The 16,058-nt window shown below is 57.7% G+C and carries 17 protein-coding genes; 3 read left to right on the forward strand and 14 right to left on the reverse strand.

What is annotated here, in order from left to right; genetic code table 11:
* Nucleotides 1-6 precede the first annotated feature (6 nt).
* The 5 genes from QQL78_RS10285 to QQL78_RS10305 all read right to left on the reverse strand — a co-directional run bounded on the left by QQL78_RS10285 (nt 7) and on the right by QQL78_RS10305 (nt 5,548).
* Entirely contained in the window at nt 7-1,038 is a 1,032-nt protein-coding gene (locus QQL78_RS10285; RefSeq protein WP_284373113.1) for an endonuclease/exonuclease/phosphatase family protein, read from the reverse strand.
* On the reverse strand, nt 1,038-1,718 hold the full coding sequence (locus QQL78_RS10290; protein ID WP_284373114.1) for a molecular chaperone DjiA: 681 nt from the start codon (nt 1,716-1,718) through the stop codon (nt 1,038-1,040). The genes QQL78_RS10285 and QQL78_RS10290 overlap by 1 nt, the downstream gene beginning before the upstream one ends.
* Before the next feature lie 63 nt (nt 1,719-1,781).
* A complete protein-coding gene (locus tag QQL78_RS10295) occupies nt 1,782-2,396 on the reverse strand; it encodes a VOC family protein (RefSeq protein ID WP_284375542.1) in 615 nt (204 codons plus the stop codon).
* A gap of 43 nt (nt 2,397-2,439) precedes the next feature.
* Nucleotides 2,440-4,575: a methylmalonyl-CoA mutase gene (gene scpA / locus QQL78_RS10300; protein ID WP_284373116.1), complete on the reverse strand. Its 2,136-nt coding sequence runs from the start codon at nt 4,573-4,575 to the stop codon at nt 2,440-2,442.
* Entirely contained in the window at nt 4,532-5,548 is a 1,017-nt protein-coding gene (locus QQL78_RS10305; protein ID WP_284373118.1) for a hypothetical protein, read from the reverse strand. Before QQL78_RS10305 ends, scpA begins: the two co-directional genes overlap by 44 nt.
* Nucleotides 5,549-5,647: 99 nt before the next feature.
* On the opposite strand from QQL78_RS10305, the gene QQL78_RS10310 reads away from it, so the two are divergent.
* Nucleotides 5,648-6,103 (forward strand): DUF4174 domain-containing protein, encoded by a 456-nt coding sequence (locus QQL78_RS10310; RefSeq protein WP_284373120.1) that lies wholly within the window; start codon nt 5,648-5,650, stop codon nt 6,101-6,103.
* 88 nt (nt 6,104-6,191) lie between these two features.
* On the opposite strand, the gene QQL78_RS10315 is transcribed toward QQL78_RS10310, so the two are convergent.
* The 9 genes from QQL78_RS10315 to QQL78_RS10355 all read right to left on the reverse strand — a co-directional run bounded on the left by QQL78_RS10315 (nt 6,192) and on the right by QQL78_RS10355 (nt 13,202).
* Entirely contained in the window at nt 6,192-6,824 is a 633-nt protein-coding gene (locus QQL78_RS10315) for a hypothetical protein (protein ID WP_284373123.1), read from the reverse strand.
* A complete protein-coding gene (locus QQL78_RS10320) occupies nt 6,821-8,866 on the reverse strand; it encodes an acetyl-CoA carboxylase biotin carboxylase subunit (protein WP_284373125.1) in 2,046 nt (681 codons plus the stop codon). Before QQL78_RS10320 ends, QQL78_RS10315 begins: the two co-directional genes overlap by 4 nt.
* A gap of 108 nt (nt 8,867-8,974) precedes the next feature.
* Entirely contained in the window at nt 8,975-9,190 is a 216-nt protein-coding gene (locus tag QQL78_RS10325) for a hypothetical protein (protein ID WP_284373127.1), read from the reverse strand.
* A gap of 340 nt (nt 9,191-9,530) precedes the next feature.
* Entirely contained in the window at nt 9,531-9,878 is a 348-nt protein-coding gene (locus QQL78_RS10330; protein ID WP_284375544.1) for a hypothetical protein, read from the reverse strand.
* A gap of 99 nt (nt 9,879-9,977) precedes the next feature.
* Complete coding sequence (locus tag QQL78_RS10335) at nt 9,978-10,124, reverse strand: hypothetical protein (RefSeq protein WP_169737475.1); 147 nt, start codon at nt 10,122-10,124, stop codon at nt 9,978-9,980.
* A gap of 214 nt (nt 10,125-10,338) precedes the next feature.
* Nucleotides 10,339-10,719 carry a DUF6497 family protein gene (locus QQL78_RS10340; protein ID WP_284373131.1) on the reverse strand — a complete coding sequence of 127 codons (381 nt, stop codon included), beginning with the start codon at nt 10,717-10,719 and terminating at the stop codon, nt 10,339-10,341.
* The gene (locus QQL78_RS10345) at nt 10,716-11,114 is read right to left on the reverse strand and encodes a cupin domain-containing protein (protein WP_284373133.1); all 399 of its coding nucleotides are present in this window, start codon (nt 11,112-11,114) and stop codon (nt 10,716-10,718) included. The genes QQL78_RS10340 and QQL78_RS10345 overlap by 4 nt, the downstream gene beginning before the upstream one ends.
* Nucleotides 11,111-11,659 (reverse strand): DUF4760 domain-containing protein, encoded by a 549-nt coding sequence (locus tag QQL78_RS10350; RefSeq protein WP_284373135.1) that lies wholly within the window; start codon nt 11,657-11,659, stop codon nt 11,111-11,113. The genes QQL78_RS10345 and QQL78_RS10350 overlap by 4 nt, the downstream gene beginning before the upstream one ends.
* 10 nt (nt 11,660-11,669) lie before the next feature.
* On the reverse strand, nt 11,670-13,202 hold the full coding sequence (locus tag QQL78_RS10355) for an acyl-CoA carboxylase subunit beta (protein WP_284373137.1): 1,533 nt from the start codon (nt 13,200-13,202) through the stop codon (nt 11,670-11,672).
* Between the two features lie 171 nt (nt 13,203-13,373).
* Here QQL78_RS10355 and QQL78_RS10360 point away from each other — a divergent pair, with 171 nt between their 5' ends.
* Together QQL78_RS10360 and QQL78_RS10365 are read left to right on the forward strand one after the other, a co-directional pair.
* Nucleotides 13,374-14,606, forward strand: a complete 1,233-nt coding sequence (locus QQL78_RS10360; protein ID WP_284373139.1) for a multidrug effflux MFS transporter — start codon at nt 13,374-13,376, stop codon at nt 14,604-14,606.
* A gap of 50 nt (nt 14,607-14,656) precedes the next feature.
* Nucleotides 14,657-16,057, forward strand: coding sequence for a helix-turn-helix domain-containing protein (locus QQL78_RS10365; RefSeq protein WP_284373141.1), 1,401 nt, complete (start codon nt 14,657-14,659; stop codon nt 16,055-16,057).
* Nucleotide 16,058: the final 1 nt, after the last annotated feature.

Below are 16,058 nucleotides of genomic sequence, written 5' to 3' on the forward strand. Positions count from 1 at the left end.
CCCAAATTACAAAGTTTCGTCCAGATCGATCGTCACCGGGAAGTGATCAGATGCCATGACCAAAGCATCCCGCAAGGTCGGCGTGTTCCAGCACGCCGGATCATCCAGTGGATGCCAGATGCGCCATTGCGCCGCCTTGGCGCGGATATCATTGGTGACCATGATGTAATCCAGCAAGGCCTGCAAAAACCGTTTCTCCTGCCGAATCCAGAATCGCGCAGAGGTCGGCATTGCCCCCAATTTGCGCGAGAGTGCCTGACGTGCATGCGGGTCAAACAACGGCTGTTCCTGCCCATGGCCCATCACAATCTCAACCGAAGAACGGCCAAACAGGTTTTCAAAACTGTCCAACCCCACCCCGTCGTTCAGATCGCCCAAGACCATCAGCGGCGTGGCTTCGGACAGATGTTCCTCAATCCGCCCCCGCAACCAAATCGCCTGCGCCAATTGTTTGCGCCGGTTGGCGATGTTGATGCTAATCGCCTCTTCTGGGTTGCGTGCCCCATGCGGTGCTTTGGATTTCAGATGTGCACCGATCATGCGGAACTGAAACCCTTTCAGCGTCTCTACCGCCAATTCCAGCGGTGGTTTGGAAAACACCACCAGATCCTCCTGATCATCCACATCCAGATCGATCCGCATGGCCCCATCAAATCGCGGTGCGCCCGTTGCCCCTTTCGGTCCTGAAACCTCTCCGCGCGGATCATGACGCACCCGCATCACGTCGGGGTCATACATCAGGGCGATTTCCTGCTGAGTGTCGTTGGAAAACCCGATCACCGCCGCGCGGGCCCGCAGATCAAACCGCGCCGCAAAAGCCGTCAGCGCCGCCACCGTCGATCTTTTGCTGCCCTGATCCGGTGCTTCAATCACCATGATCGCATCCGCATCCAATGCCTGAAACACCACACCCAAAGCTGCGGTTTGTTGGGCGCGGGTCACGTTGAAACGGGCCGACCATCCGTCATCTTCAAGCAGCCGGTTTGCATCATCAAACAACGACGAAAACCATTCCACATTATAAGTTGCGATCCGCATCAAGCGGTCTTGCCCGACAGGGTGGCCCATGCGCGGTTAATGTCGATCATGCGTTTTTCGGCCATCCGCACGGCTTCTTCCGGCAGGCCCCGCGCCACCAGCGCATCCGGGTGATTGTCGCGCACCAGTTGCCGCCAGGCGGCCCGCGCTTCTTCATGGCTGGCATTCGGGGCGATCCCCAGGACACTATGCGGCAATGGCGAAGTATCGGGCACAAACCGCGCCTTAAGCGCGGCAAAACGTGCCTCCGACATGCCGAAAATCCGCCCGACATCTTCCAGAAATGCATCTTCGTTTGGATGATAGGTGCCATCCGCCATGGCGATATGAAACAGCCCCTCCATCACATCACACAGCATTTCAGGCTGATCCTGAAACATGCTGGCGATCCGGCGAGCATATTCATCAAATCCCGCAACGTCCTGACGTGCAAGGTTAAATACCCGCGCCGCCCCTTCGGCATCGCCATCGGCAACCTGAAAAACCTCACGAAAGGCCATGACTTCATCGCGGGTCACCAGCCCATCGGCTTTGGCCATCTTGGCACCAAGGGCAATCACAGCGATGGTAAAGGCAACAGAACGTTCCGGCGGGCTGCGCAGCCGGTCAAAAACCGCGCCCAAGCCTTCGCCGGAGGTCAGCGCGGAGAGCGCTTCGGATATACGGAGCCAAATCGACATGAGGTGACCCTAACCCCTGCGGGAAAAGATGTCAGGGCGAATGCGACGGTTTCTCCATCAAAATCAGGTTAGCTTGCGGGCATTCCCTGCAACATCAAATTCCGCCTCAAGACGGCGCGGTCCGGTTTCGAAGCGAATGCGTTCATCATGCAAATGCACCGCCAGCAAAGTGGCCAGGGCATCAGCCTGCGGATGGGACACAGTGAGGCAGGTCAGCCTCGCCCCGGAACTGCCCAAGCGTGCCGCCGGATGTGCCTCTCCCTCCCACTCGATCAAGGCCGGGGCACAATTGTCAAACGGCAGCACCCCATCAGCAGGCACTGCCATACGCCACCGCAAATCCCCCCGTTGCAGGGAAACCGGCTGGCCAAAACCCTCAGGCAATGACGCCAAAGTCGCATCCAGATCATCGCACCGGCAAATCCAATTGGTCAAACGCGGCGCACCGGAAAAACGGTCCAGATCAAACCACCTCGGCCGGTCGGGCGCAGGTGCATCAGGGTTGATGGCAATTGCCTCAAGGTACAACCCGTCCTCCAACCCCAACAGCGTGTTATGGGTGTGAAACACCGCATGTTCCCCACCCTGTTGCAGCGGCAGCCCCAACGTCAGTTCCGCATGCTGCGTTGCCGCCGCCAGCGTGTCACCTGCAACGGCGATATGGTCGAACTCCATCACGCCCATATTTCCCTCTTTTTGGCCTTATATACTGTCCGCACTCTCATCCCCGCGCCGCACGGATCAGTTTCAGGATATCCTCCGCTGCCGCAGGAATATTGGTCCCCGGTCCAAAGATCGCCTTCACCCCGGCATCATAGAGAAATTCATAATCCTGCTGTGGAATAACCCCGCCACAGATCACCAGAATATCCTCCGCCCCGGCTTCCTTCAGTGCCTTGACCAGTTGCGGGGCCAGCGTTTTATGCCCGGCGGCCTGCGAGGAAATGCCGATGACATGCACGTCGTTGTCCACCGCATCCTGCGCCGCCTCCGCAGGGGTCTGGAACAACGGCCCCACATCCACGTCAAAGCCGATATCGGCAAAGGCGGTGGCAATGACCTTGGCCCCGCGATCATGACCGTCCTGCCCCATCTTCACCACCAGCATACGTGGGCGGCGGCCTTCATCTTCGGCAAATTGTTCAACCGATTTCTGAATGTTGGCGAAACCCGTGTCCCCTTCATAGGCGGCACCGTAAACGCCGGCCAGGGTCTTCACTTCCGCGCGGTGGCGGCCAAATTTCTCTTCCATCGCCATGCTGATCTCTCCCACAGTGGCCCGTGCCCGTGCAGCTTCCACCGCAGCTTCCAACAGATTGCCGCCCTCGCCTGCGCGGCGTGTCAGCTCTGCAAGCGCTGCGGTACAGGCGGCCTCGTCGCGGCTGGCGCGGATGTCTTTCAGACGCGCGATCTGGCTTTCACGCACAGCCACGTTGTCCACGTCCAGAATATCAATCGGCTCCTCCTTATCGCGGCGGTATTTGTTCACGCCGACAATCACCTCGGTGCCCCGGTCGATATTGGCCTGACGCCTTGCCGCGGCCTCTTCGATCCGCAGCTTGGGCATGCCGGTTGCAACCGCCTTGGTCATGCCGCCCATTTCCTCGACCTCTTCGATCATCTTCCACGCCGCTTCGGCCAGATCATGGGTCAGTTTCTCAACATAGTAAGACCCCGCCAATGGATCGACCACATTGGTCACGCCGGTTTCTTCCTGCAAAATCAACTGGGTGTTGCGGGCGATGCGGGCGGAATGTTCCGTTGGCAGGCCGATCGCTTCATCCAGCGAATTGGTGTGCAGGCTTTGCGTGCCGCCCAGAACCGCCGACATCGCCTCGAACGCTGTGCGCACAACGTTGTTGTAAGGGTCCTGTTCAGCCAGTGACACACCCGAGGTCTGGCAATGGGTACGCAGCATCGAGGACTTGACGTTCTTCGGCTCAAATTCCGACATAATCCGGTGCCAGAGCAGACGGGCGGCGCGCAGTTTGGCGGCTTCCATGAAAAAGTTCATGCCGATGGCAAAGAAGAAGCTCAGGCGCGGCGCGAAACGGTCCACATCCATGCCTGCGGCAATAGCCGTGCGCACATATTCACGACCATCCGCAAGGGTAAAGGCAAGCTCCTGCACGAGGTTCGCGCCGGCCTCTTGCATGTGATAGCCCGAGATCGAGATCGAGTTGAATTTCGGCATGTTATCAGAGGTATATTCGATGATATCGCCAATGATCCGCATCGAAGGTTCCGGTGGATAGATATAGGTGTTGCGCACCATAAATTCCTTCAGAATGTCATTCTGAATGGTCCCGGCCAGCACGGATTTATCATGCCCCTGCTCTTCCCCTGCAACAATGAAACTGGCCAGAATCGGAATCACCGCACCGTTCATCGTCATGGAAACGCTGACCTTATCCAACGGGATGCCGTCAAACAGAATTTTCATATCTTCAACAGAGTCGATCGCCACGCCAGCCTTGCCCACGTCACCCTCAACCCGCGGATGGTCACTGTCATAGCCCCGGTGGGTCGCCAGATCAAAGGCCACCGAAACCCCTTGCTGACCCGCAGCCAGATTGCGGCGGTAGAAAGCGTTGGATTCCTCAGCCGTTGAAAAGCCGGCGTATTGGCGGATCGTCCAGGGGCGCCCGGCATACATCGTCGCCTTCACACCACGGGTAAACGGCCCCTCGCCCGGCATGGACCCCAGATGCGCCACGCCCTCCAGATCCGCAGCGGTATAGACCGGCTGCACATCAATGCCTTCAAGCGTTTTCCACGTCAGGTCATCAACACTGCGCCCGCGCAACTCTGCCTCAGCGGTGCTGCGCCACGTGTCCTTCGATTGGTCCTTGGTCATGTCTTTGTCCTTTTTTGAATGTGCCGGATGGCAGATATCGCTCTGCTCTGTTGGGGCATGTATCCTCTGTCAGTCGGGCCAGACCATCCGCACCGGCCAACAGCCAATGCAGATCATCTGCGTAATTTTCCCGCATTATTGCGGTTTGTTCGGGGGTAAAGGGCTGCCAGCGGCCCAGTTCGTCCGGCAGCAAATCTGGATCACTGCCCTGATCCGCCAGCCCTGTCCGCAGGGCCTGCACATCGGGCGAACGGTTCAGCCAGCGGTGGCGGGTGTCGGTTGGAACCTCCCGTTCAAGTGCCGTGCGCAACACCCGTTCGGGCTGTCCGGTCACCGCCTCAAAGGTCAGCACGTCAATCTGCGCACCCGGCGCGGCACAGGCCATATCGGTGATGACATCACGCCAGCTGCGGCGGCTTTGTGCAATATTCGCAAGCCGCCGGACTGATGGCACCGGATGCCCTCGCGACACGGTCAATGCACAGGCTGACGCCCACCAAAGATCCTGTGACCGGATCGACAACACAATACGCCGCACCCGCCCGGCAAAGGCTGCGGAAATACGCGCGGTACGTTCACCTGCGGCGGGGTAAAGCCGCTCTGCACGGATGTTCTGTTTGCAATTGCCCAGCAGATTTTCATCACTGACCAGCAATTGTTCAACACCCTGCACCTTGGCCTGCGCGGCAAACAGGCGGATACGCCCCTCGGCACGTTTGGCAAGATTGCGCCCTTTTGGTGCAATGGAATTGCGAAACAAGCCGGGAAAAACAGTGCCGCGCGCCCGTTCCGGCCCCCAATAGGCGAGCTTCTGCGTTGACAGCCCATCCACATGATCCCGCATATAATGCTGGAACGTGGTCGTCGCCGTGCGGTGCGCACCCATGTGCAGAATGACATCCATGATGGAACGACCCAGCCTTTGCCAGAATGCCGCCCCGTACGGCCATTCAGCGGGGATGGCCCCCGTCATGGCGCATAACCCCTTGAAGTGGCGTTAATGCCCGCCGTTTGTGGATTAGCCATCGCATTTGCAAAAATCCGGCTTATATCATGGATAACAGGAGAGACTATGAAACGCCTTACAGCTGTTGTTATTGCAGGACTTATTGCCACCGCCCCCCTCGCGCAGGAGGCCGCGAGTGCGGAGGACACAAGGCTGTTTGCCCCGGCTGATATGGCTGATTTAAGCGAATTCCGCTGGAAAAAACGCCCGGTGCTGGTCTTTGCAGACAGCGCGGATGACCCTGCATTTATCGAACAGATGGAATTGCTGCATTCCCGCGAGGAGGAATTGCGCGAGCGTGATGTGATTGTCCTGACCGACACGGACCCAGAGGCGCGCTCTCCCCTGCGGCTACAGATGCGGCCACGGGGTTTCATGCTGGTACTGGTGGGCAAGGACGGCGGCAACAAGCTGCGCAAACCTTTTCCCTGGAGCGTGCGCGAAATCACCCGCAGCATTGACAAAATGCCGATGCGACAACGTGAAATCCGCGAGGAGAAGGAAGCGGCCCGCGAGAGGTGAGCCTTGCGTGGAACACCTGATGCACCTATATTAAAGGAGGAAAAGGCAAAGGAGACGGATATGGACAAATATGATGACATCCCGCCCTTTACTCCGATTCCGGTGACGGGGCGGACGGGGCCACGGCCCGGCTATTGATCTTGCGCGCCAGCGCGTCAGCTGCGTCTGTGCCGCCCTCGGCATAAGCCTTGATCATTGAGGTCGCAAAAAGCCCGTATTCAAACAGCTGCTGCTTCATCGCGATGTAATCGCGGTACATGCCCATGCGCCGCGTCTGGCCCATTGCCTTGAAACTATTGCCGCGCATGTCTTCGATCAGCGCGGATATCGCCTTGATCTGGCTATAAAACGCCACCACCGGATCAATGGTGCAGCGTGGCAGGATATGTATTTCCGCCACCACCGCATCATAAAGGTGATCACCCGGTTCATGAGGAATGAAGGGCACAAATCCGGCGTCATCGCTCATCCGCCGCATGATCCCCTCTGCTTCCTGTTTCAATGCCGACGGACTGCCCAGATTGGCCATCGTGCTGCCAATCTCGGCATAAAGCGCCCGATGGACATCACGCAGCCGCTCTGCCCGCAGCCGTGCCGCATCGCGCCGGTTTTGCCAGCCATTAAAGACCCAGCCCGCGGATACAAAGGCACCGGCAATCACCGCCTGCCAGATACGTGCATCAACGGCCCAGATCCATGATATGACGGGGTTCGAGGTCACTCGAACTCCATGATCACATCATCTACCGCCAGACTGTCACCTGCATCCGCATTGACCTTGCTGACCACGCCTTTCTTCTCGGCACGCAGGATGTTTTCCATCTTCATCGCTTCGATGGTACACAGCGCCTGACCTTCCTGCACCTCGTCGCCTACAGCCACATCCAGCTTCACAATCAGACCCGGCATCGGGCAAAGCAGCATTTTGGACGTATCGGGGGCGACCTTTTCCGGCATCAAACGTGCCAGTTCGGCCTGACGGGGGGTGCGCACATGCACTTTGGCATCCGCGCCACGGGTACGGATGCGGAAACCACCCGAAATCTTGCCGACTTTCATCACCAAAGGTGCGCCGTTGATCGTCATCGACGCCAGTTTGTCACCCGGTGTCCAGTCACCTTTGACGCGCAATTCGCTGTCATCTTCAAAACGGACAGTGGCCCCGTCCTTATCCGCATTGATCACCAGATCAAAGGAATGGCCCTGCACCGCCACATTCCAATCACTGCCCACCTTACGTTCGTGATTGTCCATCCGCCCCGACACACGCGCGCGGCGGATCTCTGCAACGCGGTGCATGGCGGCACATGCCGCAGCAATGCGGCGCAACTCAGCCTCGGCCAGCTCAACACCTTCAAACCCATCTGGATATTGCTCTTCGATAAAGGCAGTTGTCATGCTGCCCTCAATAAAGATCGGATGGTCCATCACCGCAGAGAGGAACGGCAGATTGTGGCCGATGCCCTCGACCTCGAAACTGTCGAGCGCCACACGCATCTGCTCAATCGCTTCGCCGCGGGTCGGTGCCCATGTACACAGCTTGGCGATCATCGGATCGTAATACATCGAGATTTCGCCGCCCTCATAGACGCCGGTGTCATTGCGCACCGCAAAAGTACCGGTAGGCGCATCATCGGCCCATTTGCCATTGTCCGACAGCGGACCGGCAGCCACTTCTTGTGGCGGGCGATAGCGGGTCAGACGGCCAATGGATGGCAGGAAACCGCGATAGGGATCTTCGGCATACAGCCGGTTCTCGATCGACCAGCCGTTCAGTTTCACATCCGACTGCTTAATCGTCAGCTTTTCACCATTGGCGACGCGGATCATCTGTTCCACCAGATCAACACCGGTGATCAGTTCGGTGACCGGATGCTCCACCTGCAGACGTGTGTTCATTTCAAGGAAGTAGAAATTCTTGTCGCCATCCACGATGAATTCAACCGTACCGGCGCTTGCATAATCCACCGCCAGGGCCAGCGCGACGGCCTGTTCGCCCATCGCTTTACGGGTCGCTTCATCCAGAAACGGACTTGGGGCCTCTTCAACCACTTTCTGATTGCGGCGCTGGATCGAACATTCACGCTCGCCCAGATAGATGCCGTTGCCGTGGCTGTCACAAAGCACCTGAATTTCAATGTGGCGCGGCTGGGTCACGAATTTCTCGATGAAAATCCGGTCATCGCCAAAGCTGTTGGCCGCTTCGTTCTTGGAGGATTGAAAGCCCTCGCGGGCCTCTTCGTCGTTCCAGGCAATCCGCATCCCCTTACCGCCGCCGCCCGCAGAGGCCTTGAGCATCACCGGATAGCCGATTTCGTTTGAGATCTTCACCGCCTCATCCGCGTCTTCGATCAGGCCCATATAGCCGGGAACCGTGGAAACCCCGGCCTCCTGCGCAATTTTCTTGGAGGTGATCTTGTCCCCCATCTTTTCGATGGCCCCTACTGGCGGGCCGACAAAGGCCACGCCGGCGGCTTCAAGGGCCTCGGCAAATTTGGAGTTCTCGGAGAGGAAACCATAGCCGGGATGCACCGCCTCTGCCCCGCTTTGCTTGATCGCCTCCATCACTTTGTCGATGACGATATAGGACTGGTTCGCGGGCGGCGGGCCAATATGGATCGCCTCATCCGCCATCTGCACATGCAGGGCCTGCGCGTCCGCGTCAGAATAGATCGCAACAGAGGTCAGCCCCATTTTCTTGGCGGTTTTGATAACGCGGCAGGCAATCTCGCCACGGTTGGCGATCAGGATTTTCTTGAACATGGGGTGTCCTTCTGGGTCTTGAGAGAAACGCGAAAGTCCCGCGACAGCGCAAGCTGTGCAGGGGGATTAAATCGGGTGCGGCGCAGAGGGCGCGCCGCAAAGTTCAGGCTAGTTGACGGATCTGCATTTGCCCGGGTTAAGCTGGCAGTAGGCGATATTGCCGGCCGCACCGATGGCCGCGCCCTGCAACAGGCTGCCGCTGGTGACCGCAGCGGCCCCTGCCCCGACAGCCGTGCCAACGAGTCCCTGTTCGACAAGCGTGTCGCCACAGGCGGCAAGACCTGCACATAAGAGGGTTGCTGCAATAGTGGGTTTGATGGACATTTTTCTGTTCCTTGTCTGCGCGTGCCTGCACCGACAACCCGGAACATCGCATGGGGTTCCGCGCCGGGTGCAGACGGTTTTGTCTTTTCACCCAAGGCCGTCCCAGCAAGGGGAGGGAGACCCCCGAAAAAAAGGGGCAGCAGCGCGACGCAAGCGCCCTGCTGTCCCAAGGGGGAAGGGGTATGGTTTAGATATCCTGACAGCGGCCCTTGAGGGACACCGCCATCAGCAATACCGACGTTGGAACAAAGCCGCATGAACCCCAAGCCCGCGGCGCAGGACGGTCCTGTTTCGGCTGTCAGTCGCTGATGCAAGGGCGCTGCGGGCAGGTTCATGCCGATCAATCCTCAAAGGCTTCGGGATAGGCGGCGCGCGCAGCGGCCTCATCGATCACCAGCAAGCTTTCGTAATGCGCCGGGTCAAACGGATCAGTGGCCGGCAACACCTCGCGGCCAAACAGCCAGGACAGCCGGCCTGCGTCCAGATTGCCCCGCTCAAACGGATGTGCGCCGAAATGTTCCCACAGCGCCTTCATGAAAGCGGCATCGGCACGTTTATCCGCCGGACGCCGGTCCGAGCGGCGCTCACGCCGGGACAGCGGTGTCACCCCTTTGGGATTGGGTCGACGGATGGTGAATTGAAAATCGGTACTGGGCAAACGGCCCGGAAATCCACGATGTTTCAGCATATAGGCTGGCATCAGACGGCCCTCCGATTTTGGGGCCGTGTTTGGCGGATTGTCAGGAAAGAGGTCGGGACAGGCGCCTGCGCCTGTCCCGGGGCAAGTTTACTTGTACTTACCTGTGTATGTTGGCTCAACCGAGATGGGCTCGGGCTCGACAACAACATATTCTTCTTCGGTCTGGCCGGATGTACAGGCAGCAACAGTGGCGATGAAACCAATGGCTGCCAGGAATTTGATGCTCTTTGACATCTCTGTCTCCTGTCTATGTGAGTGGAACGCGCATTGTTAAACTGCCTCGCACGTTCCGTTTCTGAGGTAAGGGATACTTGGGTATTCCTCGCAGGCACCATAAGGTAGTCCGATCCGAAAACATATCCAGCCCGGCGCAATCGGCGGCTCTGTGACGGTAAAGCCTCAGTATTCCGTCCACATGAGAAGCGAACCGCAAGATATTGTGGTTGCATTACAAACCCTCCCAGATACAGGTGTTATCCACAGGACGAAAAGCTTCGAAAATCTGTGTCGCTTCGGGATCGGGCACGCCGAATTCCGTCACACGATCCGCCAGAGAGATCACGATGATATCCCCCGCCAGCGCATATTCCTCGCTGTAGGGCAAGGCCAGTGCGGTGCACAAGTGCATCATGTCATCCGCGGCCAAATCATAGTCCACACCCCCATCCGCACGCGCGATATCCGGTGCGATAAAACGAAACCTCAGCCATGTTTCGCTGTCCACCGCGTCCACCAGAACCTCATGCAGATCCACCGTCTGCCCTGACGGGACATCGGTGGCCCACGCGGAGCTGGCAGCAAGGAGAAAGGCAGCGAGGAGAGGTTTCACGGGGCCACCTCATCATGGGTCGGAAAATCCGCGGGAGAGATAATCTCGATCAGTTCCATATCATCGGAATGACGCACCTCCCGGTGTTTGATACCGGGGGGCTGAAGGACGCAGGATCCCTCACGCAGCAGGTGCTCCCCCTCGCCCTCATATTCGAACACAACCCAACCTCTGGTGACATAGACCATTTGGAAATCAAGGGTGTGGGAATGCCACGTGCCGGGAGATTCCATACCGGGCACGGCACGGATCACATGGGCACCGTGGGTGCCATTGGTTGCATCCTTGATCCCAAGGTCGCGGTATTCAAAGAAAGGACGCAGGCCCGCGCCTTTGAAGGTGCCAGAATCCGCATGCGCAATGGTGAAGGATTGGTTTTTGAAGGGGGAGGTCATTTGGGGGCAACCCAAAAGCCGCTTCTCCGGATATGTCGTTCCAGAAAGTTCCTTTTTTCACTTTCGATTTTGCCAACAATAGGGTCCACCTCACGTAGCCAGAGGATTTTTTGCCGTAGCAAGCGCATATCTTTGTAGAAGTTGTCTGACCCTTGCTTTCTACGAATCCCCTCAATGAAATAGTCAAACCGCACAGATGCCATAATTATCTGCGTACCCATTACCCGATTGACGATGTCAATATCATACACGCCCATATTGACGCCCACAGCTATGTCCTCGAGATAATCTAAATATCTCAAAAGGTTTAGCTCTTGCTCTTTTGAAGAATGCTCGAACGAATACCCGCCTTCTGCATAGTGCGCGTAAACCTTTCCACCTGCCTCACTTACGTTCTCAGTAAGTTGATGCAACGCCGAAAAAGTTGCTCTACAGTTTTCTAGCTTTCTTTGATTTCTGAAAGAGACCAAGGCAATGATCCCTTGAACTAAAATAGCGCAGAGAATGAGCAGTTGAATCTGATCACTGGAAGATATTTGAAACATCTCAGCCCCCTCACAACGGAATATTTCCGTGCTTCTTCCAAGGCATCTCCTTCTTCTTGTTCCGAAGTGACGCAAAGGCCCGCGCGATCCGTTTGCGCGTGGTACGCGGCTGGATCACCTCGTCGATGAATCCGCGCTCTGCCGCTACAAAGGGATTGGCAAACCGGGCCTCGTAATCCGCCGTATGCTGCGCCAGTTTCTCGGGGTCGTCCTTGTCCGCGCGGTGGATAATCTCGGACGCGCCTTTGGCCCCCATCACGGCGACCTCTGCCGTGGGCCACGCATAATTGAAATCAGATTGCAGATGTTTGGACGCCATCACGTCGTAGGCGCCGCCGTAGGCTTTGCGCGTGATCAGCGTGACCATCGGCACTGTCGCCTCGCCGTAAGCATAAAGCAGTTTCGCGCCATGTTTGATCACGCCGCCGTATTCCTGCGAGGTGCCGGGCAAGAAGCCGGGGACGTCGACCAGCGTCAGGATCGGAATTTCGAAACAATCGCAGAAGCGCACAAACCGCGCGGCCTTGCGCGAACTGTCGATGTCCAGAACACCAGCCAGCACCATCGGCTGGTTGGCGACAACACCCACGGTGCGGCCCTCAATGCGAATGAAGCCGGTGATGATGTTCTTGGCAAAATTTTCCTGAATTTCATAAAAATCACCCTCATCCCCCAGTTTCAGGATCAATTCCTTCATGTCGTAGGGCGTGTTGGCATTGGCAGGGACCAATGTGTCAAGGGACGGCTCTATGCGGTCAGGCTCATCAAAGAAGGGTCGCACAGGGGCCCCTTCGCGGTTGTTGGCGGGCAGCAGGTCAACCAGACGGCGCACCTCGGCCAAGGCTTCCACGTCATTTTCGAACGCAGCATCCGCGACAGATGATTTCTTGGTATGGGTCCCCGCCCCGCCCAATTCCTCTGCGGTGACAACTTCGTTTGTGACGGTTTTCACAACCTCGGGGCCAGTCACAAACATGTAAGAGCTGTCTTTGACCATGAAGATAAAGTCGGTCATCGCGGGCGAATAGACCGCGCCCCCCGCACAAGGTCCCATGATCACGCTGATCTGTGGAATGACGCCAGAGGCCATAATGTTGCGTTGGAAGATTTCGGCGTATCCAGCCAGCGAATCCACACCTTCCTGAATCCGCGCACCACCTGAATCGTTCAATCCGATCACTGGCGCGCCGTTTTGCATCGCCATATCCATGATCTTGCAGATTTTCTTGGCGTGGGTTTCAGACACGGAGCCGCCCAACACGGTAAAATCCTGTGAATAGAAATACACCAAACGCCCATTGATGGTGCCCCAGCCGGTGACCACACCGTCACCCGCAGGCTTTTGATTTTCCATACCAAAATCAGTGCAGCGGTGGCTGACGAACATGTCGAATTCTTCAAAAGATCCCTCGTCCAGCAGCAGATCAACCCGTTCCCGCGCCGTCAGCTTGCCGCGCCCGTGCTGCGCATCAATCCGCTTTTGGCCACCACCCAGACGTGCGGTTTCACGGCGCTCTTCCAGCTGTTCAAGAATGTCTTTCATCGCTAACCCCTGCTAAATATTTCCGCGACAATACCGAAGGGTACCCCCCCGAGGAAAGGGCGTTTGTGAATATTTGCAAATCTTATGCAGCGACCCATATGCAAATTGCAATCTTGCAAATATCACCAGACACCGTGGACAAGCCTGAAACACAGGCATAGATGCATTTGCATGAACAAGGCCTCCCCCCCGATGCCCAAAGTCCGTTTTATGGATCGCGGCACGCCGCCCACCGTTTTCACATTGATCTTGCTTGCGGGCCTTGGTGCGCTGGCGATGAATATTTTCCTGCCCAGCCTGCCGCAGATGGCCGAGTATTTCGGCACATCCTATGCGACCATGCAGCTGACTGTGCCACTTTACCTGCTGTGCAGCGCGGTGATGCAGCTTTTCGTAGGGCCAATTTCGGATAACCTCGGCCGTCGCCCGGTTATGATCGCGGGCCTTCTGCTTTTCATGCTGGCCACGCTGGGCTGTATCCTTGCACCCAACACCACTATGTTTCTGGTGTTTCGCATTGCTCAGGCCGTTATCGCCACGGCCATGGTGCTTAGCCGCGCGGTGCTGCGCGACCTTTACACGCAGGATCAGGCCGCCTCCAAAATCGGCTACGTCACAATGGGCATGGCGCTGGTGCCGATGGTGGCCCCCGCTGTCGGCGGTGCCATTGAACAGGTCGCAGACTGGCGCGTTACCTTCTGGCTGATGTTTGTGATCGCCACTGGCATTCTGGCGTTGGTGATCTGGGATATGGGGGAAACAGCGAAACCCTCCAGCATCTCGATCCTGAAACAATTTCAGGAATATCCCGAATTGCTGCGGGCGCCGCGTTTCTGGGGCTACGCATTGGCTGCGGCCTTCAGCTCGGGGGCGTTTTTTGCCTATCTTGGCGGCGCGCCTTTTGTCGGTTCAATAGTGTTCGGCCTCGATCCGTTTTGGCTGGGCATTTACTTTGGCGCCCCCGCCATCGGCTATTTCTGCGGCAATTGGATTACCGGCCTGTTCTCGACCCGTTTTGGCGTGAACGCCATGGTGCTCGCCGGCTGTATTGCCACAACGGTGGGGTCCGCCCTGACGCTGCTTGTCTTTCTATCCGGTCACGGCACCGCCCTTACCTTCTTTGGCATGATGACCCTGATTGGTCTGGGCAACGGGTTGTGTATACCAAATGCCACCGCCGGCATGCTGTCGGTCCGCCCCCATCTGGCGGGCACAGCATCCGGGTTGGGTGGGGCGATCATGATTGGCGGCGGATCTGCTCTGGCCGTATTGGCCGGACAGCTGCTGACCCCGGCATCTGGGGCCTACCCCCTGATCCTGATCATGCTGGTCACCTCCCTCTTTGGTGTCTTCTCGATCCTCTTTGTGATCAAGCGCGCTCAAACACTCGCATTGCGATCTTGATTTTGCAAAGCTAGGCTGCCCCTACCTGCAAAGTTGCAAAGGGCAGCCTGATGGCCATTCAAAAACTCTACGCCGGTGCCAAGCTGCGCGAGGTCCGCACCAAGCTGGGCCTGACCCAAAAGGACTTCGCCGCACGGCTTGGTGTTTCCCTGCCCTATCTCAACCAGATGGAAAACAACAACCGGCCAATTTCCACCACGGTTGTCCTCGCACTGGCCTCTGAGTTTGGCCTTGATGTAACCGAGTTAAGCGCTGGCGACAGCGAACGTCTGGTCAGCGACATGCGTGAGGCGCTGGCGGATCCGGTGTTTCAAGGAAAAATGCCACCGCTTGCCGATATCCGGCTGACCGCATCAAACGCTCCCGGATTGGCACGTGCCTTTCTGGACCTGCATCAAAGCTACCGGCAAACCCATGAGCGTCTCGCATCGCTGGACGAAGCTTTGGGGCGCGAAGACGCGCGCGGAGCCCCTTCCCCATGGGAAGAGGTGCGCGACTTCTTCCATTATTGCGACAATTATATCGACTCCGTGGACCATGCAGCCGAGTATTTTGCAGGGCGCAAAGGCGGACATCGCAACATGCGGGTTGCGGCGGTTTCCGCACTTGGCAATGCAGGCATCACGGTTTCATTCGAGGATACGGACGTGCTGCGCCATTTTGATGCCAAGGCCCAACAGCTTCAGATTTCGGCACGGGCAGCCCCTGAAACTCAAAGCTTTCAACTGTTGTTACAGGTCGCCCTCACACAGCAAGACACCCTGCTGGAGGCAACACTGGATCTTGCACGGTTCACCACAACAGCCGCCCGCGATATCGCCAAGATCGGTCTGGCCAATTACTTCGCAGGTGCCGCATTGATGCCCTATGCGCAATTCCACGCCGCAGCGCAGGAATGCCGCCATGATCTGGAATTGCTTTCGGGAAAATTTGGCGCGTCAATCGAACAGGTTGCCCATCGGCTGTCCACATTGCAGCGTCCCGGCAGTAAGGGCGTGCCGTTCTTTTTTGTGCGGGTCGATCAGGCGGGCACCATCACCAAACGCCATTCCGCCACCCGGCTGCAATTTGCCCGGTTTGGCGGAGCCTGCCCCCTGTGGAATGTGCATCGCGCCTTTGAAACACCGGGCCGTTTCCTGCGCCAATTGGCGGAAACACCGGATGGCGCACGCTATATCTCGCTGGCGCGCGACATCTCGAAACCGGCAGGGCGGTTCGGGGCACCGGTGCGCCGTTTCGCCATCGCTTTGGGTTGTGAGATGCGCCATGCAGACCAATTGGTCTATGCCGATGGTCTGGATATGACCCGCGCCTCGGCCTTTGAGCCCATCGGTATTTCCTGCCGGATCTGTGAACGCAAATCCTGTCATCAACGGGCCGTACCGCCGCTGGAGCGACATCTGGTGGTGGATCAAAACCTACGCGACGTCCTACCCTACCGTGTTGAATAGA

The organism is Sulfitobacter pacificus, assembly GCF_030159975.1.
Classification (GTDB): Bacteria; Pseudomonadota; Alphaproteobacteria; order Rhodobacterales; family Rhodobacteraceae; genus Sulfitobacter; species Sulfitobacter pacificus.